This is a genomic window from Nocardioides kribbensis (genome assembly GCF_015070375.1).
Taxonomy (GTDB): domain Bacteria; phylum Actinomycetota; class Actinomycetes; order Propionibacteriales; family Nocardioidaceae; genus Nocardioides; species Nocardioides kribbensis.
On sequence record NZ_JADCLL010000005.1, the window covers coordinates 309,506 to 329,676 of the forward strand.

The following is a 20,171-nucleotide window of genomic DNA, read 5'->3' on the forward strand; positions in this document are numbered from 1 at the left end:
GTCGGCCGGACCGTCGAGGCCCGCGGGACCGGCCGGGTCGGCCGAGGGAGCGGGCCGCGCGACGCGCGTCATGCTGACCGTCGCCGCGGTCGCAGTGGCCTTCGCGGCCGCCGACACCTACGTCGTGGTGCTCGCCCTGGTCGACATGATGCGCGGGGTCGGCCTCTCCCCCGACCAGCTGCAGCGGGCGGCGCCGATCATCTCCGGCTTCCTGCTCGGCTACGTTGCGATGCTGCCCCTCATCGGCCGCATCGCCGACCTGCGCGGGCGCGTGCCGGTGCTGGTGGCCTGCCTGGTGCTCTTCGCCCTGGGCTCGCTGGTCACCGCGCTGGCCTACGACCTGCCCAGCATGGTCGCCGGCCGCTTCCTGCAGGGCGTCGGCGGCGGCGGTCTCGTGCCGGCCACGCTGGCCCTGGTGGCCGACCTCTACCCCAAGGACCGCCGCGCCGTGCCGCTCGGACTGGTCTCGGCGGTGCAGGAGATCGGCAGCGTGCTCGGTCCGCTGCTCGGCGCCGCCGTGCTCGCCGTGGCCGACTGGCGCGCCATCTTCCTGCTCAACCTCGCGGTCGGGCTCGTCCTGGCCGCGGCGGTGCGGGTGGTCGCGACCCGGACCGGCGGTCTCGCCGACCCGGGGCCCGGCCCCGGCTCGAGCGGAGGGCGCGACGTACGACGACGGCTGCCGGACCCGCTCGGGGTGGTGCTGGCGCTGGCCGTGCTCGCGCTGGGGGCGCTGGTGTTCCTGCGGCCGACCCAGGTGCTGCGCGACGTCACCTGGGGTCAGGTGTTCATCCCCTACGCCGGTGACGGCCGCTGGCTGACCCCGGCCGGCGTGGCGGCCATGGTGGCCCTGCTGCTGCTCGTCGTGCGCTGCGCGACGGCCCGCCACCCGCTGGTCGACCTGCGCGCGTGGACGCGCAGCCTGCGGGAGGCCGACGTCGTCGGTGCGCTGTTCCTCGCGGCGGCGCTGGGAGGGGTCATCCTCGCCTTCGCCACGGCCGACCCCAAGATCCAGGTCTTCTCCGACCAGGGGCTGTGGTACCTCCTCGGGGCCGGCGTCGCCACGCTCGCGCTGGTCGTGCACCTGCGCCGCAGCCCGGCCCCGCTCGTGCCGCGCGGGGCGCTGCGCCGCACCCCCGCGTGGGGCGCGGTCCTCGTCTCCTTCTTCGTCGGCGCGGCGCTCATCGCCGCCCTCATCGACGTGCCGCTCTTCGCGCGCACCACGGCCTACCCCGACTCCCAGCTGATGGCGGCGCTGGTACTGCTGCGCTTCCTCGTCGCGCTCCCGGTCGGGGCGGTGCTCGGCGGCTACCTCACCCGCAGCGTGCCGGCGGGCGTCGTCACCGCCGGCGGCATGGCGCTGGCGGCGATCGGCTTCGTGCTGATGTCGCGCTGGGACCTCGACACCCTCGAGGGCTGGTCCTACACGATCGCCCTCGTCGTCGCGGGCCTCGGCTTCGGCCTCGCGCTGGCCCCCGTCAACGCCGCCGTGCTCGCCGCCACCGACGACGCGGTGCACGGCCTGGCCAGCGCCATGGTCGTCGTGGCCCGCATGGTCGGCATGCTGGTCGGCATCTCCGCCCTCACCACCATCGGCCTGCGGCGCTACTACGCCGAGGAGGAGTCCATCCCCTCCATCGTGGAGGTCTGCGGCGAGGGCGTGGGGCGGTGCCGGGAGTTCAGCGACCTGCTGCGCCTGGCGGGCATCGCCCAGGAGCAGACCGTGTTCCTCGGCGCCGCGGTGTGCGCCGCGATCGCCGGGGTGCTCGCCCTGGTGGTCTTCCGCACCGCCGACACCCGCTCGGTCGACGCCGCCACCATGCCGCCCCGCGGGGCCTGACCCACCCGCCCCAGCCACGGACGTCATGCGCACCGTGGAGTCGCATCCACGCTTCGCATGACGTCGCCGACGGCGGCGATCGGCCTCAGCGCCGACGCCCGACCGCCAGCAGGGCCTCGGTCTCGAAGGCGAGCTCCCCGTCGCGCACGAGGGCCGCCACGTGGTGGTCGTAGGCGGCGCGCAGCCGGAGGCGGGTCGCGTCGTCCTGGGCGCACACGGTGGCGCCGATGCCGCCGATGCCCGCGCTGGCGCCCTCCCACAGCGACGCCGGGTCGCCGCGGTGGGTCCACCGCACCGCCTCGACCGCCACCTCGAGCCCGGTCGCGGCCACCAGGTCGGTCAGACCGTCGAGCGTGCGAGGGAAGTCGCGGTCGGGCGGCAGCCCCACCGAGGGCGGGGTCACCACCCCGGCGTCGGCGAGCACGGCGGCCCAGAGCCTCGACTGCGCGTTCTGACCCGAGGGCCAGATCGTCACCGCGAGGCGCCCACCGGGCGCCACCAGCCCCGCGAGCTCGGCCACGCCGGCGCGCGGGTCGGCGAGGTGGTTGACCACGAAGCCCGCCACGACGACGTCGAAGGCGCCCTCGTCGTACGGCAGGCCGGGCAGGCCCGCCCGCGCCACCTCGGCCTCGGGCACCGCCCGCCCGGTCCAGGCCACCATCGCCGCGTCGGGGTCGACCGCGGTGACCTGCGCGCCACGGACGACGGCGGCGGCCGCCACCGACCCGGTGCCGGTGCCGACGTCGAGCAGCCGCGTGCGACCGCGACCACCGGTGCCGGTGGCCGGTGCCGGCGTCCCGCTTGCAGCGCCGCGCAGCGACAGGTCGTCGCGACCGACGCCGGCGGCGTCGAGCAGCGGCTCCACGGCGCCGGCGCAGAGCAGGGCGAAGGTCCGGGCGTAGGTCGCGGTCACGTCGGACCAGCCGACCCCCGTGGCCGGGTCCCGCAGCGGTCCGCCGTCGGAGGGTGCGGGGCGGTGGGGGGCGGGCTGGCCGGGCTGGTGGGGCACCCGGGCGAGGCTAGCGGCGCCCGGCGCGGCGCCCGAGACGGCGAGCGGCGTCGGTGTGACCTGTGTCGCGGTCCACGGTGCGACAGCGCCCTCCCCCACCGTGGCGTCCTCCGCTAGTTTCGGGGTGTGGCTGACTTCGACGACCTGATGAGCGCCAACCGCACCTTCGCCGAGGACTTCCGCTACGGCGGGTTCGACGGCGTCGCCGCAGCCGGTGTGGCCCTCGTGACGTGCATGGACTCGCGCATCGACCCCCTCGGCATGATCGGCCTCGTCCCCGGCGACGCCAAGATCTTCCGCAACCCCGGCGGGCGGGTGACCCCGCAGGCCCTGGAGGCCCTCGTGCTGGGCGTGCACCTGCTCAACGTGCAGCGCGTGCTCGTGGTGCCCCACACGCGCTGTGCCGTGGCCAGCAACTCCGAGGCCGAGCTCCGCGAGCGCGTGGCGGCCTCCGCGGGCCAGGACGCCTCGTGGCAGCAGTTCCACGTGGTCGAGGACCAGGTCGCCGCGCTGGCCGAGGACGTCGCCAAGGTGCGCAGCCACCCGCTCGTGCCCGACTCTGTGCTGGTCGGCGGCTTCCTCTACGACGTCGACTCCGGGCTGCTCGAGCAGAAGGTCTGACCCTCCCTGCCCGCCCCGGACGCACCGATGGGGCCCGCAGGCATCCGTGGGTCGGTCGAACGTTCGACCGACCCACAGACTGCCTCGTCAGACCGAGCCCCCGTCAGGTCCGCCGTACGACGCTCAGCGAGCGTTTCGGCGCGGCACAGCCCCGGCACAGCCGACGGGCGGTGCCTGGGCGCATGGACATCGTCAGCACCACCGCCCCCGACCAGCCCGTCGCCGACCCGGCGTCCTCGCTCGCCGAGACCCGGAGCGCCCCGGCCGGCGGCGGCCCCGGGGACGCCGACACCGCCGTCACCCTGCCCGGGGTCGTCACGCTCGGCACCGAGCGCCCCGGCCGCTCCTGGTACGTCGTGCCCGCGGCCCGGCCGCACCCCACGGCCGCGGCGTAGGCGCCTCGACCTGCGAGCGGACCGGCCGTCACCGGGGCCGCCAGCACCTCGGTCGTGGCGAGCTCCGGGACGGGACCCGGACCCCGCCCGGCTCACCCCGCCCGGCTCACCCCGCCCGGCTCACCCCGCCCGGTGTCAACCGGCGGGCTGCCCCCACACCCGACGGGTGCCGAGGGCCACGCGCTGCTCGCCCAGGCTCAGCTCGCCCTCCACCCAGCTCGGGCGGTAGGGCACGACCACGACGAGGGCCGGGCCGCCGTCACGGTGCTCCAGCTCCACGCGGATCGCGTCGCCGCCGTCGATGCTCGTGTCGGCCACGACGCCTGCGCCCAGGAGGGACCCGCGCTGCTCCCGGGCCGCCGACACCAGCAGCGGCAGCAGGTCGGCGGCCGTCGGGCGGGGGCCGCTGACGCGGGGGTCGACCCACGACAGCTGCGGGCGGCGGTCGTCGCCGAGGAGCACCGCGAAGGGCTGGAACCCCTCCCGCTTGGCGAGGGCGTCACTCGCGGTGCGGACGGCGAGCACGACCATCGCGTCGAGGTCGCCCTGCACGGGCGTTGGGGTGGTCTCTCGCCACGCCACGGTGGGTGCGTCGTTCTCCATGGCCCCGACCCTACGACGGCGGCCCGTCGGCCACGCACCCCGCGCCTCGGCCGCGACTCAGGCGGCCACCACCGGGTCGGTCCGGCGCCACACCCAGACCGGAGTCACACCCAGATCTGTCGCGGGCCCTCCGCGACCGAGGAGGCGCCGAGGGTCACCTTCGTGCGCCGCCGGTTGACGGTGTAGGGCACCAGCACCTCGAGCGCCGGACCGTCGCGGTGCTCGAGCTCGACGCGCACGGCCGCGGAGCCCTCGACGCTCACCGGGTAGACCAGCGCCGTGGCCCGCAGCGTGTCGCGCGAGGCGTGGAGCCCGGCCACCAGCACGTCGAGCACCTCGCCGGCCTGCGGGTGCGAGCCGAGGTCGTCGGCACCGACGAGCGCGAGCCCCTCGGCGTCGGCGCTGAGGCCGAAGGGGTAGAACTCCCCCGACTCCTCCAGCAGGGCCTGGGCCCGGGTGACGGCCTCGCCGGCCAGGGAGTCGAGGTCGTCACGGACCGGCTCGGAGGCCGCGTCGCGCCACGGCGCGCTCATGCGTCCAGCGCTTCCACGTCGACGTCGTAGGCACCTTGCACGATGAACTCCTTGCGTGGGGCGACCTCGGAGCCCATGAGGAGCTCGAAGACCTGGGAGGCGACGTCGGCGTCGTCGACGGTGATGCGGCGCAGCGTGCGGTGGCGCGGGTCCATGGTGGTCTCGGCCAGCTGGTCGGCGTCCATCTCGCCCAGCCCCTTGTAGCGCTGGACGGGGTCCTTCCACCGCACGTTCTTCTTGGACAGCTCCGCGAGCTTGCGCTGCAGCTCGTCGTCGGAATAGGTGTAGACGTACTTGTCCATGCCCTTCTTGGGGTTCGACAGCTCGATGCGGTGCAGGGGCGGCACGGCGGAGTAGACCCTCCCCTCGGCGATCAGGTCGGGCATGTACTTGAAGAAGAGGGTGGCGAGGAGGCAGCGGATGTGGGCGCCGTCGGAGTCGGCGTCGGCCATGAAGATGATCCGCCCGTAGCGCCGCGCCTCCATCTCGAAGGTGCGGCCCGAGCCGGCGCCGACCACCTGGATGATCGAGGCGCACTCGGTGTTCTTGAGCATGTCGCCGACCGAGGCCTTCTGCACGTTGAGGATCTTGCCGCGGATCGGCAGCAGCGCCTGGAACTCGGAGTTGCGGGCCAGCTTGGCCGTGCCGAGGGCGGAGTCGCCCTCGACGATGAACAGCTCGGTGCGGTCGTTGTCGTTGGCCCGGCAGTCGGCGAGCTTGGAGGGCAGGGCCGAGGACTCCAGGGCGTTCTTGCGGCGCTGGGTCTCCTTGTGCTGGCGCGCGGCGATGCGGGTCCTGGACGCCCCGACCACCTTCTCCATCACCAGCTTGGCCTGGGCCTTCTCCTCGCGCTTGGTCGAGGTGAGGAAGGTCTTGAGCTCGGCCGCCACGACCTTGCGCACCACCGAGCGCGCTGCCGGCGTGCCGAGGATCTCCTTGGTCTGGCCCTCGAACTGCGGCTCGGCCAGGCGCACGGTGACCACGCCGGTGAGGCCCTCGAGCACGTCGTCCTTGATGACGTCGGCGTCGTTGACCTTGAGCGCCTTGGTGGCGCGCATGACGTCGTTGAAGGTCTTGGTCACGGCCTGCTCGAAGCCGCTGAGGTGCGTGCCGCCCTTGGGCGTGGCGATGACGTTGACGAAGGAGCGCAGCTCGGTGTCGTAGCCCGTGCCCCACCGCACCGCGACGTCGACGTGCAGCTCGCGCTCGATCTCCTGCGGGGTCATGTGGCCGTGCTCGTCGAGCAGCGGCACGGTCTCGGTGAAGGTGTCCATGCCCTGCAGCCGCAGCACCGAGGTCACCGCCTCGTCGGCGGCGAGGAACTCGGTGAACTCCGAGATGCCGCCGTCGTGGCGGAAGGACTCCTCCACCGGCTCGGCACCGCGCAGGTCGCGCAGCACCAGCTCGAGGCCGGGGACGATGAAGGAGGTCTGGCGTGCGCGGGTGACCAGCTCGTCGTAGACGAACTGCGCCTCCTTGGTGAAGATCTGGCGGTCGGGCCAGAAGCGGATGCGGGTGCCGGAGCGGCCCTTGGCCACCCGGGCGCCCTTGCGGGTCAGCCCCGAGCGGGGCTCGAAGCCCGCGCCGCGACCGCTGGGACCCAGCCCGTCGGCGTCGAAGACGCCGGGCACGCCGCGCTGGAAGGAGATGCCCTGGACCGCCGGGGAGCGCTCGACGTCGACGTCCATGCGCGACGACAGCGCGTTGACCACCGAGAGGCCCACCCCGTGCAGGCCGCCGGTCGCGACGTAGGACCCGCCGCCGAACTTGCCGCCCGCGTGGAGCTTGGTGGCCACCACCTCGACCCCGGGCAGCCCCGTCTTGGGCTCCTTGTCGGTCGGGATGCCGCGCCCGTCGTCGTGGACCTCGGCGGAGCCGTCGGGGTGCAGCGTGACCTCGACCCGGTGCGCCGCACCCGCCAGGGCCTCGTCGACGCCGTTGTCGATGATCTCCCACAGGCAGTGCATCAGCCCCCGCGTGTCGGTGGAGCCGATGTACATGCCCGGTCGCTTGCGCACCGCCTCCAGCCCCTCGAGGACCAGCAGGTGGGCGGCGTTGTAGGTGTTGTCGGCGATCGTGGGGCTCCTGCGCGGTCCGGGGTCGGCAATCCGGGGTGGTGTCGGTGCCGAATCTACCGGTGAGGCACCGACAGTCTCCGCAGGCTCGCCCCTCCCCGGGGTCCATCACGATGTGGACACGAACTCGACCGGATATCGGCCGGTCCGCCCGGGAGGCGCCCGCAGGGGTGAGACTGTCGGGACGGTATCTGGGACAAGATCCGATCCAGAGGCCGACAACACCTCAGCACCGACGCTCCACCGCCGAACCCCTTCCCGAGGGCCGCAGCAGACCGGGCCCGCGACACCGACGTCGCGGCGCACCAGCAGCCCCGGCCGGGGAGACGCACCGCACGACTCAGGCACCACCGAGGCAGCACGAGGACCACGTGTCCGGGGCCACACGGCTCCGGGAATCTTGGCCCCCGCCGCTACGTTGAGATCAACACCGGATGATCTAGAAATGAGGCCGATGTGACTACTGCACTTGCCCCCAGCTCTGCGCTGACTGCCGCAGACCGCTGCGACCGTTGCGGCGCCCAGGCCTACCTCCGTGTGGAGCTCCAGTCGGGCGGTGAGCTGCTCTTCTGCGCCCACCACGCCCGGGAGCACGGTGACAAGCTCAAGGAGGTCGCGGCGAACGTCGTCGACGAGACCCACAAGCTCAGCGGCTCCCCGGCCGCCGGCTCCTGAGCTGACACCGACCCACGCGGTCCCACCCCACCTACGCCCCGACGGCCCCGGACTCCACGTCCGGGGCCGTCGGCGTTCCCGGGGTCAGGCCGGGCGCGACAGCGAGAGCGCGAAGTCGCCGGCCGGGTCGGTCCACCACTCCTCGACGCGCAGGCCCGCGGCGGCCAGCTCGGCCTCGACGCCCTCGCGGCGGAACTTCGTGGAGATCTCGGTGCGCATCTGCTCACCGGCGGCGAAGCGCACCTCCAGGTCGAGGGCCGCGAGGCGCACCGTCTGCTCGCGCAGCGACTCCAGGCGCATCTCGACCCACTCGTGCTCGGGCACCCAGACCGCGCGGTGGGCGAAGGCGTCGACGTCGAAGTCGGCGCCCAGGCTGCGGTTGATCACGTGCAGCACGTTCTGGTTGAAGGCGGCGGTGACGCCCGCGGCGTCGTCGTAGGCCCGTTCGAGCCGCTCGACCGGCTTGACCAGGTCGGTGCCCAGCAGGAAGCAGCCGTCCTCGCCGAGCACACCCCGCACACCGGCGAGGAAGGAGCGGCGCTGGTCGGGGTCGAGGTTGCCGATCGTGGACCCGAGGAACGCGACCGCGGTGCGCGGGTGGCGCGGCAGCTCGCCGAGGTGCTTCTCGAAGTCGCCCACCTCGGGCTCGACGGCCAGGCCCGGGAAGTCGGTGTGCACGGCGAGGCTGGCCTCCTCGAGCACCACCGGGTCGACGTCGAAGGGCACGAAGCGGCGCAGCGTGCCGGCCTCGGTCATCGCCTCGAGCAGCAGACGGGTCTTCTCCGAGGTGCCGCTGCCCAGCTCCAGCAGGGTCTCGGCTCCGGCGGCCGCGGCGACCGCACGGGCCTGCGTCTCCAGGATGGCGCGCTCGGTGCGGGTCGGGTAGTACTCCGGCAGCCGCGTGATCTGGTCGAAGAGCTCGCTGCCGCGACCGTCGTAGAAGTACTTCGGCGGCAGCACCTTGGGGTTGCGGGCCAGCCCGTCGCGCACGTCGTCGGCCATCTGCCGGGCCAGGGCGCCGGGGTCGAGGTGGACGCCCATGGCGCCGGGGGTCTCGGGGGCGGGCATGTCAGCTCTCCAGGGGGGTCACGGCGACCCCGGACGAGGTCACCTCGATCAGGTGTCGGTCGGGCACGTCGACCCAGCGCGGGTCGTCGTCCCAGGGCTCGCTGGCCACCGCCACCCCGTCGGGCTCGACCAGGTAGGACAGCGGGTCGCCCCAGGTCGTGGCGAGCACGCGCTCGCCGTCGCCCAGCAGCAGGTTGAGGTACGCCGCAGGCGCCCGCTCGGCCACGGCGAGCACGGTGGCGGCCAGCCGGTCGGGCCCCTCGGCGAGCACGTGGGCGGCGAGCACGGCCGAGTCGCAGACCGACTCGGCCGCGTGGGTCGCCGGCAGCGCGGCCCGGTCGACCGAGCCGTTGTGCGAGAGCAGCCAGCGACCGTCGGTGAAGGGCGCGGCGGCGGTCTCGTCGGCCGGCATCCCCACGGTCGCGGAGCGCACCGCGGCGACCACGGCCCCGGAGGTCAGCACCGGCGCGACCGAGGCGAAGGACGGGTCGGCCCACAGCGGGCGCGAGGAGCGCCAGCGCACCGGCTCCTCCCGGTCGGGGGCGAAGAAGCCGACGCCCCAGCCGTCGGCGTTCATCAGGCCGCGGGCCTGGCGGCGCGGCGCGTAGGACTGGGTGAGCAGGCCGTGCGGCGGGCGCAGCACGAGGTCGGCCACGCTCCGGGGCTCCCCCAGCCACGCCAGGTGCCTACACACCGTCCCACGCCAGTCGCAGGCCGCTGAAGATCTGTCGCCGCTGCGGGTGGTCCCAGTTGCGGAAGGACGGGCGGATGCTCGCCCCGCCGACGGCCCACGACCCGCCGCGCAGCACGCGGTAGTCGCCGCCGAAGAAGGGGGCGCTGTAGTCGGCGTACAGCATCGGGGCGAAGCCCGGCCAGGGCTCGAAGCCCGAGGTGGTCCACTCCCAGACCTCGCCGATCATCTGCTCCACGCCGTAGGCCGAGGCGCCGGCGGGGTAGGCGCCGACCGGGGCGGGGCGCAGCGCGTCGCCGCCCAGGTTCGCCAGGGCGGGGGTCCACTCGCTGTCGCCCCACGGCCAGCGGCGCCGCCGGCCCAGGGCGGGGTCCCAGACGCAGGCCTTCTCCCACTCCTGCTCGGTGGGCAGGCGTGCGCCGGCCCAGGCGGCGTAGGCCTCGGCCTCGAAGAAGCACACGTGCTGCACGGGCTCGTCGGGCGGCACGTCCTCGACGACGCCGAAGCGGCGGCGCGAGCCGTCGGGCGACCAGAACTGCGGCCGCTCCAGGCCCGCCTCGAGCCGGTGGGCCCAGCCGCGCTCGGACCACCAGGCGGGGTCGTCGTAGCCGCCGGCGGCCATGAACGCGGCCCACTCGGCGTTGGTGACCGGGCGCCGCGCGATCGAGAAGGCCGGCAGGTCGACCACGTGGGCCGGACGCTCGTTGTCGAGGGAGTCGGGCTCCGCGGTGCCGTCGACGCCGAGCACGAAGGGCCCGGCGGGCACGTGCACGGCGTCGGCGGGCAGCGGACGGCCCGGCGGCAGCGGCGCACCCGAGCCCAGCAGCGGGGTGCCGTCGCGCAGCTGGTGGGTGGCGAGCATGGTCTCGACGTGCTGCTGCTCGTGCTGCTCGACCATCGCGAAGGCGAAGAGCGCCTCGGCGTCGTCGACGGCGGCGGCCTCGAGCCCGTCGAGCACGCGCCCGCGCACGTCGGCGAGGTAGGACCGCGCCTCGCGGGGCGTGAGCAGCGGCAGGCCCACGCGCGTGGCACGGGGGTGCTCGAAGGCGTCGTAGAGCTTCTCGATGCGCGCGGGCAGGAGGCCCTGGGCCTCGGTGCGCCCGCCGCGCAGCAGCCAGAGGTCCTCCTGCTGCCCGATGTGGGCGAGGTCCCAGACCAGCGGGCTCATCAAGGGGCTGTGCTGCGCCGTCAGCTCCGGCTCGTCGAGGTCGGTCAGGCCCAGGGTGCGCGCGCGCGAGGCCTCCAGGCCCCGCGCGGCGCGCTCGCGGAGGTCGAGCGAGGTGGCAGGAGTGGTGTCGGGGGCGGGGTCAGGCACGGGCTTCCTCCTCGAGCAGGGCCAGCGGGCCCCGGGTGTCGGCGACCGCGCGCAGCTCCTGGCCCGGCGAGGACCCGTCGGCGACCAGCGTCGCGAGGGCCTCGAGCTCGGTGCGCAGGCCCGCGGGGGCGCGGCGGGCGGCCAGGTCGGTGCAGCCGGCGACGGCGCGGCGCAGGTCGGGGTCGGTCACGCCGTCGCGGGCGGCGCGCTCCCAGGCACCGGCCACGGGCTCGCACAGCTCGGCGGCGAGGTCGGCGGCCACGGGGTCGTCGACGAGGCCGACGACCAGGGCGGCCACCGCGGGCCACCAGCGGTCGGGCAAGGCGTCGACGCAGCGGATCTCGACGTACCCACGCGGGCGCACCGGCGGGAAGAGCGTGGTCAGGTGGTAGTCGAGGTCGGTGAGCGTGGCCGGCCGACCGATGAGCGCGGGGTCGCGCAGCCAGGCCGCGAAGGTGACCCGCTCGGTGATCGCGCGCATCGCCGCACCCTCGCGCACCAGCATCACGGGGGCGTCGAGGGCGTAGAGCGCCCAGGCCACACCCGGCTCGCCGGAGGTGACCGGGTCGCTGCGCCCGGAGTCGATGCCCTGCCAGGTCTCCTGGCGCATCGAGCTCCAGCCCGAGCTGCGCCCACCGAGGTACGGCGAGCCCGCCGAGGCCGCCACCAGCACCGGCACGAGCGAGCGCAGCAGCGCGAGCCGGTCCGACCAGCCCGCGGCGGGACCCGCGTCGAGGTTGACCTGCAGGGCGGCCGTGGCCGTCATCATGGCCAGCCCGGCGCCGGCGCAGGAGCGCGCGGCGAAGTGGCGCTCCATGGCGTCGTAGCGGGCGTGGGGGTTGACCCGGCGCGGCGGGCGCACGGGGTCGGCGCCCAGCGGCACGGCGGCGTAGCCGCGGGCGGCCAAGGCTGCGCGCAGCACCTCGCGGTCGGCGCGCAGCGCGGCCACGGAGCTGACGACATCGGCGTGGGGCGGGGTGGAGAGCTCCAGCTGTCCCCCGGGCTCGAGGGTGACCGAGCTGCCCGACGGCATGGCGGGCATCGCGGCCACCAATGCCATCACGTCGGCCCAGGCGACCCGCTCCGCGGGGCGCGCCAGGTCGACCAGGTGCAGCTCCAGCTCGAGCCCGACGCGGCCCACCGGGCCGTCGGCGAGCGCCTGGGCCGCGACGTAGGCCGCCGCGGCGGCCACCGCGTCGCGTCCGCTGAGGACGTCGGCGTCGGCGAGGGTCTGCAGGCTCGGCTCGGGTGGCGCGAGGTGCGAGGTGTGGGTGGTCATGACGGAAACGGGCCCCCTCCTGGTCCGGACCGGTCGGATCGACCGCGGGTCGGTGTTGGGGCGGCCTGGCTGCGACCGTCCTCTGCCCCCACTCAACCTCACCGGCCCAACTTCTGCACCCCCTCGGGTGGGTGAGTCGCCCCGGGCCGCTCCGGCCGCGCGCACCCGCGCCTCCGATGAGGACGTCATGCGCTCCGTGGAGGCGCATCCACCCCCCGCACGACGTCAGCCTCGGGGGCCGGAGGTGCTGCGGCGCTCGACGACGAGCTGGGCGACGAAGGAGGCCAGCGCGATCAGGGCGACCCCGGCGGCGAAGCCGAGGGTGGCGTCGCGCAGCCCCCAGCGCAGCGAGGCCGCCCCCAGCAGCACGACCGGAAGGGAGATGGCGAGGTAGGCCACGAGGAAGAAGCTCGTGACCGTGCGCGCGCGCTCGGCGGCGGGCGCCGCGGCGGTGATGGCCGCGGTGCCGGCACGGAAGGCCAGGGCCTGCCCGACGCCGATCACCGCGAGCGCCGCGACCAGCACGGCCACCGACTCGGCCAGCAGCGCCGCGGCCAGCACCGCGGCGCCGAGCACGAGCACCAGGCAGCCGGAGGTGAGGGCGGTCCGGGTCGCGACGCCGCGCAGGCCCACCTGGGCCACGGCGGAGGCGGCGAAGAGGGTCAGCACGACGAACCCGACCGCGGCCCGGTCGCTCACCCCGAGCACCTGCCCCAGGATGCCGGCCGTGGCGCCGGTGACCAGCCCGAGCGCGGCGAAGGCCGCGAAGGCCGCCAGCGACGCCGGCACGAACACCGCGCGGGCCTCGGCGGCCACGCTCGGTCGCTCCGGTCGCAGGGAGGCGCCCGGGGCCACCACCACCTCGCGCGCCAGCAGCAGCGCCGGCACCGCCAGAGCGAGCAGGCCGAGGTGCACGACGTACGCCGTGACCAGCGGGGCCGGGGCCAGCTCGGAGACCAGCCCGGCCAGCGGCGGGCCGAGGCCGAGGCCGGTCATGTTGACCACCGTGGCCAGCAGCGACGCGCGGGCCTGGCCGCCCTCGGGGGCGAGCTCGACGAGGTAGACGGTGCCCGTGGTCGTGGCGATGCCGGCACTGAGGCCCGAGAGCACGCGCCCGAGGTAGAGGCCCGAGAGGTCGGGGGTGGTGACGAACAGCAGCGTGCTGAGCGCCGAGACCGCCACGGCGACCAGCAGCAGCCGTCGGCGTCCCAGCGCGTCGGAGGCCCGTCCGAGCAGCAGCAGCGCGGCGAGCACCCCCACGGCGTAGGCCGCGAACACCAGCGTCACCGTGGCCTGACCGAACCCGAGGTCGGCCTCGTAGAGCGGGTAGAGCGGCGTCGGGAGGGTCGCGCCGAGCATCACCACGAGGAAGGCGAAGGCGACGCCTGCCGCCTGGGCGCGGGGGCCATCACGCCCCGCCGCCGTCGGCGCGGTGGAGGTCGTCGGGGTGGTCGGGGTGCTGCGGGAGGTCACAGGGGTCCAAGGCCGGTCCCGCCCCCGGCATTCCTGGGCGCTCCCCCGAGCGGCGCCGGAGGCCCGCCAGGCGCCGCCGGGCGGCCCCGGCGGAGGGGTCGGGCGGTGGGGCGGGACGACGGACGCCCCGCCTGCGCCGGGTGGCGCGGACGGGGCGTCCGGGAGGCGTCGGTGCGCCGGGGTGGACCTCAGTCGAGGTAGTCGCGCAGGACCTGCGAGCGCGAGGGGTGACGCAGCTTCGACATCGTCTTCGACTCGATCTGGCGGATCCGCTCGCGGGTCACGCCGTAGACCTTGCCGATCTCGTCGAGGGTCTTGGGCTGGCCGTCGGTGAGGCCGAAGCGCATCGAGACCACGCCGGCCTCGCGCTCGGAGAGCGTGTCGAGCACGGCGTGCAGCTGCTCCTGGAGCAGCGTGAAGGACACCGCGTCGGCGGGCACGATGGCCTCGGAGTCCTCGATGAGGTCACCGAACTCCGAGTCGCCGTCCTCACCCAGGGGCGTGTGCAGCGAGATGGGCTCGCGGCCGTACTTCTGGACCTCGATGACCTTCTCGGGGGTCATGTCGAGCTCCTTGGCCAGCTCCTCCGGCGTGGGCTCGCGGCCCAGGTCCTGGAGCATCTGGCGCTGCACGCGGGCGAGCTTGTTGATGACCTCGACCATGTGCACCGGGATGCGGATGGTGCGGGCCTGGTCGGCCATCGCGCGGGTGATGGCCTGACGGATCCACCAGGTGGCGTAGGTCGAGAACTTGTAGCCCTTGGTGTAGTCGAACTTCTCGACCGCGCGGATCAGACCGAGGTTGCCCTCCTGGATCAGGTCGAGGAAGAGCATGCCGCGGCCGGTGTAGCGCTTGGCCAGGCTGACCACGAGGCGCAGGTTGGCCTCGAGGAGGTGGTTCTTGGCGCGGCGGCCGTCCTCGGCGATCCACTCCAGCTCCTCGAGGAGCTTGGCGCTGATCTTGCCGCCCTTGGCGAGCTTCTCCTCCGAGAACAGGCCGGCCTCGATGCGCTTGGCCAGCTCGACCTCCATCTCGGCGTTGAGCAGCGGGACCTTGCCGATCTGCTTGAGGTAGTCCTTGACCGGGTCGGCGGTCGCTCCGGCGACCATGACCTGCTGCTCGGGCTCGTCGGTGTCGTCGGCGGCGGAGACGACGAAGGAGGCCTGCTTCTCGTCCTCGACGATCGTCGGGTCGGCCTTGACGTCCTTCTCGAACTGCTCGTCGGGCACGTCGGGCAGGATCTTCTTGCCGTCGGGGCCGAGCACCGGCTCCTCGGTGACGACCGGCACCTCGGCGGCGGCGGCCTTCTTCGCGGCGGCGGTCTTGGCCGCGGTCGTCTTGGCGGCGGTGGTCTTGGCCGCCGTCTTGGTCGCGGCGGCCTTGGCCGGAGCGGCCTTGGTGGCGGCGGCCTTGGCCGGCGCCTTCTTGGCCGTCTTGGCGGTGGTGGTCTTGCGGGTCGACGTGGCAGCGACGGCGCGCAGCGAGGCGGCCGGCACGTTCACCGAGATGCCCATCTCGCTGAGGTGGGCCAGCAGCGCCTTGAGGTGGCGCGGCTCGACCGCTGCGTCCTCGCTGGCCTGGCGCACCTCCTCAGGACTGACGCTCCCGGAGGGGGTGCCCTGCTCGATGAGGGACGCGACAGCCGGGTGGGCGAGCACCTCGGCAGGGATCTTGCGTGCGTTCGAGGACACGAACACCTCTCGTCAACTGGCGTGGGGGCGCGGCGAGGCCCGGTGTCGTCAAGAGCCGCGCTGTCATTCTGCCACGGGGGCCCTGAGCACACCGCATCCGGCCGGGCCCGGAGCGTCCCGGGCGGGTCGGCCCGGGGCGGCGTACGGCACGGCGACCGGCGGGTGGCCGGGAGGTGAACGGGGCTCTCAGACGGCGGGTCAGGGCCGTCAGCCGCCGGCCTTCGCCTTGGCCGCGGCCTTCATCTCCTTCTTGTGCTCGCGGACCTTCTGCAGCGAGGCGGGGTCCACGACGTCGGCGACGGAGCGGTAGCCCTCGTGGGCGTAGTCGCCCACGACCTTCTCCCAGCCCTCGGGGCGCACGTCGAGCTGCTTGGCCACGAGCGCGACGAAGATCTGCGCCTTCTGCTTGCCGAAGCCCGGCAGGGCGGTCATCCGCTTGAGGAAGTCGCGTCCGTCGGCGGCCTCGGTCCACAGCCGCTCGGCGTGGCCGTCGTAGGTGTCCTCGACGATGCGGGCCAGCTCCTGCAGCCGCGAGGCCATGGACCCGGGGAAGCGGTGGATGGCCGGCGGCTGGGCGCACAGCGCCGCGAACTCCTCGGGGTCGGCCGCGGCGATCCGCGCCGGGTCGAGGCTGCCGAAGCGCTCCAGCACCTTCGCCGGGCCGCGGAAGGCGTGCTCCATGGGGTACTGCTGGTCGAGCATCATGCCCACGAGCAGCGCGAAGGGGTCGTCGGAGAGCACCTGGTCGGCGGCGTCGTCGCCGGTGATGTGGATGGCCATGGCGCCATCCTGTCCCAGGGTCCCGCGACGGGCCAGCCGCGCCGGCGGGGAGCGGGCTCAGTCGGCCTTGACCGCCAGCACCGGGCAGTGGGCGTCGAGCAGGATCCGCTGGGCGTTGCTGCCCAGGATCAGCTTGCCCACGGGCGAGCGGCGGCGCAGGCCGATGACCAGCAGCTCGGCGTCGTTGGCCTCGGCGATGCTGATGAGGTCCTCGGCCGGCTCGAAGCCGCGCACCAGCTGACGCAGGTCGAACTCGACGCCGGAGGCCTCGAGGCGCGCGCGCACGGCGTCCATGTCGGCCTCGGCCTTGGTGGAGGCGTGCTCGTCGAACTCGGCGCCGCCGCGGTGGGAGTTGACCACCACGAGCTTCTTGCCGCGCAGCGTGGCCTCCTCGATCGCCTTGTCGAGGGCGGCCTCGCCCTCGGCCTTCGCCACGTATCCGACCACCACGGTCCCCATCGGCACTCCTTCGTCGTCGGCTCGACCGACTCGTCATCGGGTCGATCGCCTCCGGGCAACTTAACCGATCCGCGCGCGCTCCGGGAGCCTGTGGACGACGAGGCGCGCCGGGGGATCCCGGCGGGCACCCTGGGGCGGTGCCCCACCCACCCGTACGTCGCGCCCTCGGCCCCGGCGACGCGTGCGGTCTCACCGAGCCGCTCGCGCCCGGGATGGAGGCGCTGCTGCGACGCGCCGTGCTCGACGTGGCGCTCTCGGGCCCGACCCGGGTGCGCCCACCCGTCCTGCACGTGGGTGTGCCGGGCGGGCCGACCGCGGTCTTCGTGCCGCGGACCGACGACCCCGATCTCGACCCGGCGCTGCGCACCGACGTGGTGGCGGCCATGGTGCGCCGGGCGGACCTGCTGGCCGCGGCGGACCGGACGCGGCAGGGGCACGCCGAGGCGGCGCCCACGGCGCCGGTGGTGTGGCTGGTACGGCTGGGCGACCTGGCCCTCCAGGACGTCGACCTCGCGTGGCTGGCCGCGGCCCGGGCGGCCTACGCGGAGGCGGAGCTGCCGCTGGTGATGGTGGTGGTCAGCCGCACCGCCTGGCGCGACCCCCGCAGCGGGGTGGGGCGGAGCTGGCGGCGCCTGCGGGTGCGGTGAGGCGCGGGCGGCGCGGCACCCGACCGGGCCGCGCTCAGGTCCAGGTGTGCACCGGCTCGTTGGTGTGCATCCGCTCGGTGTAGTCGAGGAGCACCGCGCGCAGCGCGTCGTAGCGGTCCTCCCCCGCGCGCTCGGCCATGCGCGCGGCGAACCACTGCGCGCCGTTGACGCCGGTCAGGCAGCGCTGCTCGATGATCCCGAGGAAGCGGTCGCGGTCGGCGGCCGCCACCCCCCACGCCTCGAGGCCCTGGTGGGCCAGCGGGAGAAGGCGGCGCAGCACGAGCTCGGTGGCCTGCACCTGTCCGACGCCGGGCCAGTAGATCTGGGCGTCGATGCCCTGCTGGGCGGCGGCGTGGAAGTTCTCCTCCGCGACGCTGAACGACATCTGCGACCACAGCGGCCGCTCGCTCTCGGCGAGGGCGCGCACGAGACCGAAGTAGAAGGCGGCGTTGGCGACGGTGTCGGCGACGGTGGGCCCGGCCGCGAGCAGCCGGTTCTCGACGCGCAGGTGCGGCACCCCGTCGGCGACGTCGTAGACCGGACGGTTCCACCGGTAGATGGTGCCGTTGTGCAGCCGCAGCTCGGCGAGGGCGGGGGTGCCGCCGGCCTCGAGCACCTCGAGCGGGTCCTCCTCCTCGGTGACGGGGAGCAGGGCCGGGAAGTAGCGGACGTTCTCCTCGAAGAGGTCGAAGACCGTGGTGATCCACCGCTCGCCGAACCACACGCGCGGGCGCACCCCCTGGGCCTTGAGCTCCTCGCTGCGGGTGTCGGTGGCCTGCTCGAACAGGGGGATGCGGGTCTCGCGCCACAGCTCCTTGCCCAGCAGGTAGGGCGCGTTGGCCGCGGTCGCCACCTGCACGCCGGCGATGGCCTGCGAGGCGTTCCAGTAGGCCGCGAACTGGTCGGGCGAGGTCTGCACGTGGAACTGCGTGGAGGTGCAGGCCGCCTCCGGGAGGATCGAGTCGGAGGTGGTGTCGAGCCGCTCGGTGGCCCCGGCGATCTCGATGGTCAGGTCCTCGCCGCGGGCGTGGAGGATCTGGTCGCTGAGCAGACGGTAGCGGGGGTTGGAGCTGATGCTGTGCATGCCCATGTGGCCCTCGGCCAGGGTGGGCAGGATGCCGATCATCACCAGGTGGGCCCCCACCTGGGAGGAGCGGCGCTCGGCCTCGTTGAGGCTGGTGCGCAGGGTGTCCTCGAAGGTGCGCAGCCCGCCCTCGCGCAGCCGGGCCGGGGGCACGTTGATCTCGATGTTGAACTGGCCCAGCTCGGTCTGGAAGTCGGGGTCGGCGATCGCCTCGAGGGCCTCGGCGTTCTTCAGCGCCGGGTCGCCGCGGTCGTCGACGAGGTTGAGCTCGACCTCGAGCCCGGTCATCGGGTCGTCGGTGTCGAAGCGCGCCTCGCGCAGCATGCGTGCGAACACGTCGAGGCAGCGGCGCACCTTCTCGCGGTGCCTGGTCCGGTCTGCGCGCGAGAACTCCTGCGCCTCCACCTCTTCGCCCATGCCGCGACCCTAGGGCCCCCGGCGGCCGGCCGCCTCACCCCGCCGACGTCGTCCCGCCGAGCGCACCCGCCCATGTCGTCCGCCCGCGGCCGCGCGCGTCGCCGGGAGACAGGTCGCCGGGAGACAGGCCGCCGGGAGACAGGCCGCCGGGAGACAGCGGGCGGCGCAGAGGACCACGGCGCCGGCCGCCTGCCGCCGGTCCCGTCCTACCAGCCGTGGTCGCGGCCCGCGTCGGGGTCGTCGTCGAGCTCCCCTCGTCGGTCGAGCTCCTCGAGCTCCTCGATCTCCTCGAGGAGGGCGACCAGGTCGGAGCGGCCCGGGCCGCCCGGCGCGTCCCACGCCGCCGGCGGCACCGCGGCCGTCAGCAGCCCGCCGACCAGGCCGGCGAAGGAGTGGTCGGGGTCGACGGCCAGGGCACGGTCGAGGGCGCACCAGGCCAGCGCCCCCTCCCCCGCGAGCCAGGCGCAGAACGCGGTGACGGTGGCGGGGCCGACGACGAGCTCGGGCGGCGTCAGCCGCAGCACCCCGCGCCACAGCTCGGCCCACGCGGCGGACTCGCGGCGCTCCACCAGCGCGCAGGCCAGGTCGCGCAGCCGTGGGCTGCGCAGCGCGAGCAGCAGCCGGGCGACCTCCTCGGGGTCGGGCAGCGTGCCGTCGACGTGGTGGTCGAGCAGCAGGTCGCGCAGCGCCATCGCCTCGACCAGCTCCCCCGCGGTGTCGCCCGGCGGGGCGAGCGGCCCCTGGGCCACCAGGCCCGCGACCCGGGCGTGGGCCGCGACCTCGGCCGGGCCGGGATCGAGGGAGCGGTCGAGGTCCTCGCGGGTGGGGTGGGTGACCTTGCCCGCGAGCACGGTCTGCGCCACGAACGGGTGCTCGCTGACGTCGTAGGGCACTCCCCAGGGCGGGGCTCCGGGGTGACGGCGCAGCATCGGCCACCAGCGGCGGCCGTCGGCGCGCAGCACGTCGACCACCTCCATGCCGCTCCCCCGGAAGGCCGGCACGAGGGCGCGACGCGCGGCGAGCGCGGTGTGCTCGTCGTCGCTGAAGACGACCAGCAGCACGGCACGCACCCGGTGGCGCACGCACGGCTGCCGGAGCAGGTCGACCATCTCGGTCAGGCCGTCAGGCTCCTGGGCCAGCTGGGCCGCGGTGGGCAGGTCGACCCGCGCGTGGAAGGCCCGCGCGGCCCCGAGCGTGAGCATGGCGACCGACTGCGTCGGGGTGAAGCCGAGCACCGCCGGCACCATGGCGAGGACGTCCTCGGGGGTGCGGGCCACCAGCGGGGCCGTGGCGGCCGGGGCGCGCGATGTGGACGGGACGGGGCGGGGGGAGCCGGGGGCACCGGGAGTCGTGGTCATGGCACGACGCTCCCCCGCCGCAGCCGCACGCGCCGGGCGCACCGCGAGGCCTGTGGAGAGGGTCGAGCGCACGGGTCGCGGTGGAGGACTCGTGGTCCTCGGTGCGGGATGCCCGACCGGGGGCCGCCTCCGGGGAGGGAGTGCGCGGGGCCCGGGCGCGC

19 protein-coding genes are annotated in these 20,171 nt (G+C 74.8%); 5 read left to right on the plus strand and 14 right to left on the minus strand.

Annotated features, from left to right (window positions below):
- Positions 1–70 precede the first annotated feature (70 nt).
- The gene (locus IR170_RS12690) at positions 71–1,837 is read left to right on the plus strand and encodes an MFS transporter (protein WP_193664551.1); all 1,767 of its coding nucleotides are present in this window, start codon (positions 71–73) and stop codon (positions 1,835–1,837) included.
- Positions 1,838–1,922: 85 nt separating this feature from the next.
- On the opposite strand, the gene IR170_RS12695 is transcribed toward IR170_RS12690, so the two are convergent.
- Positions 1,923–2,846, minus strand: a complete 924-nt coding sequence (locus IR170_RS12695) for a class I SAM-dependent methyltransferase (RefSeq protein WP_193664553.1) — start codon at positions 2,844–2,846, stop codon at positions 1,923–1,925.
- 126 nt (positions 2,847–2,972) lie between these two features.
- Between IR170_RS12695 and IR170_RS12700 the strand changes: the two genes are divergently transcribed.
- Both IR170_RS12700 and IR170_RS12705 read left to right on the plus strand, forming a co-directional pair.
- The gene (locus tag IR170_RS12700) at positions 2,973–3,467 is read left to right on the plus strand and encodes a beta-class carbonic anhydrase (protein ID WP_228942381.1); all 495 of its coding nucleotides are present in this window, start codon (positions 2,973–2,975) and stop codon (positions 3,465–3,467) included.
- Between the two features lie 182 nt (positions 3,468–3,649).
- Positions 3,650–3,862, plus strand: coding sequence for a hypothetical protein (locus tag IR170_RS12705; RefSeq protein WP_193664555.1), 213 nt, complete (start codon positions 3,650–3,652; stop codon positions 3,860–3,862).
- 135 nt (positions 3,863–3,997) lie between these two features.
- On the opposite strand, the gene IR170_RS12710 is transcribed toward IR170_RS12705, so the two are convergent.
- The 3 genes from IR170_RS12710 to IR170_RS12720 form a co-directional block, all read right to left on the minus strand.
- Positions 3,998–4,465 (minus strand): hypothetical protein, encoded by a 468-nt coding sequence (locus IR170_RS12710; RefSeq protein WP_193664557.1) that lies wholly within the window; start codon positions 4,463–4,465, stop codon positions 3,998–4,000.
- Positions 4,466–4,569: 104 nt separating this feature from the next.
- Positions 4,570–4,998, minus strand: coding sequence for a hypothetical protein (locus IR170_RS12715; protein ID WP_193664559.1), 429 nt, complete (start codon positions 4,996–4,998; stop codon positions 4,570–4,572).
- Complete coding sequence (locus IR170_RS12720) at positions 4,995–7,106, minus strand: DNA gyrase/topoisomerase IV subunit B (protein WP_193664739.1); 2,112 nt, start codon at positions 7,104–7,106, stop codon at positions 4,995–4,997. The genes IR170_RS12715 and IR170_RS12720 overlap by 4 nt, the downstream gene beginning before the upstream one ends.
- Positions 7,107–7,529: 423 nt before the next feature.
- Here IR170_RS12720 and IR170_RS12725 point away from each other — a divergent pair, with 423 nt between their 5' ends.
- Entirely contained in the window at positions 7,530–7,748 is a 219-nt protein-coding gene (locus tag IR170_RS12725) for a DUF7455 domain-containing protein (protein WP_056862569.1), read from the plus strand.
- An 84-nt stretch (positions 7,749–7,832) separates the two neighbouring features.
- Here IR170_RS12725 and egtD read toward each other — a convergent pair whose 3' ends face one another.
- From egtD to IR170_RS12765, 8 genes are all read right to left on the minus strand, one after another.
- Complete coding sequence (gene egtD, locus IR170_RS12730; RefSeq protein WP_227489149.1) at positions 7,833–8,816, minus strand: L-histidine N(alpha)-methyltransferase; 984 nt, start codon at positions 8,814–8,816, stop codon at positions 7,833–7,835.
- 1 nt (position 8,817) lies between these two features.
- Positions 8,818–9,471 carry an ergothioneine biosynthesis protein EgtC gene (gene egtC, locus IR170_RS12735; protein WP_251531085.1) on the minus strand — a complete coding sequence of 218 codons (654 nt, stop codon included), beginning with the start codon at positions 9,469–9,471 and terminating at the stop codon, positions 8,818–8,820.
- A 31-nt stretch (positions 9,472–9,502) separates the two neighbouring features.
- Positions 9,503–10,822 (minus strand): ergothioneine biosynthesis protein EgtB, encoded by a 1,320-nt coding sequence (gene egtB, locus IR170_RS12740; RefSeq protein WP_319805057.1) that lies wholly within the window; start codon positions 10,820–10,822, stop codon positions 9,503–9,505.
- Complete coding sequence (gene egtA, locus IR170_RS12745; RefSeq protein WP_193664564.1) at positions 10,815–12,101, minus strand: ergothioneine biosynthesis glutamate--cysteine ligase EgtA; 1,287 nt, start codon at positions 12,099–12,101, stop codon at positions 10,815–10,817. The genes egtB and egtA overlap by 8 nt, the downstream gene beginning before the upstream one ends.
- 225 nt (positions 12,102–12,326) lie before the next feature.
- Entirely contained in the window at positions 12,327–13,574 is a 1,248-nt protein-coding gene (locus IR170_RS12750; RefSeq protein WP_319805058.1) for an MFS transporter, read from the minus strand.
- A 188-nt stretch (positions 13,575–13,762) separates the two neighbouring features.
- Complete coding sequence (locus IR170_RS12755) at positions 13,763–15,088, minus strand: RNA polymerase sigma factor (RefSeq protein ID WP_200918959.1); 1,326 nt, start codon at positions 15,086–15,088, stop codon at positions 13,763–13,765.
- A 384-nt stretch (positions 15,089–15,472) separates the two neighbouring features.
- Positions 15,473–16,045: an HhH-GPD-type base excision DNA repair protein gene (locus IR170_RS12760; RefSeq protein WP_193664566.1), complete on the minus strand. Its 573-nt coding sequence runs from the start codon at positions 16,043–16,045 to the stop codon at positions 15,473–15,475.
- A gap of 57 nt (positions 16,046–16,102) precedes the next feature.
- Positions 16,103–16,504: a universal stress protein gene (locus IR170_RS12765; protein ID WP_056862564.1), complete on the minus strand. Its 402-nt coding sequence runs from the start codon at positions 16,502–16,504 to the stop codon at positions 16,103–16,105.
- Positions 16,505–16,641: 137 nt separating this feature from the next.
- Here IR170_RS12765 and IR170_RS12770 point away from each other — a divergent pair, with 137 nt between their 5' ends.
- Positions 16,642–17,151, plus strand: a complete 510-nt coding sequence (locus IR170_RS12770; RefSeq protein WP_251531092.1) for a hypothetical protein — start codon at positions 16,642–16,644, stop codon at positions 17,149–17,151.
- Between the two features lie 34 nt (positions 17,152–17,185).
- Here the strand turns inward: IR170_RS12770 and IR170_RS12775 are convergent, their stop codons facing one another.
- Both IR170_RS12775 and IR170_RS12780 read right to left on the minus strand, forming a co-directional pair.
- On the minus strand, positions 17,186–18,652 hold the full coding sequence (locus IR170_RS12775) for a glutamate--cysteine ligase (RefSeq protein ID WP_193664567.1): 1,467 nt from the start codon (positions 18,650–18,652) through the stop codon (positions 17,186–17,188).
- 206 nt (positions 18,653–18,858) lie between these two features.
- The gene (locus tag IR170_RS12780; RefSeq protein ID WP_193664568.1) at positions 18,859–20,010 is read right to left on the minus strand and encodes a DUF4192 domain-containing protein; all 1,152 of its coding nucleotides are present in this window, start codon (positions 20,008–20,010) and stop codon (positions 18,859–18,861) included.
- Positions 20,011–20,171: the final 161 nt, after the last annotated feature.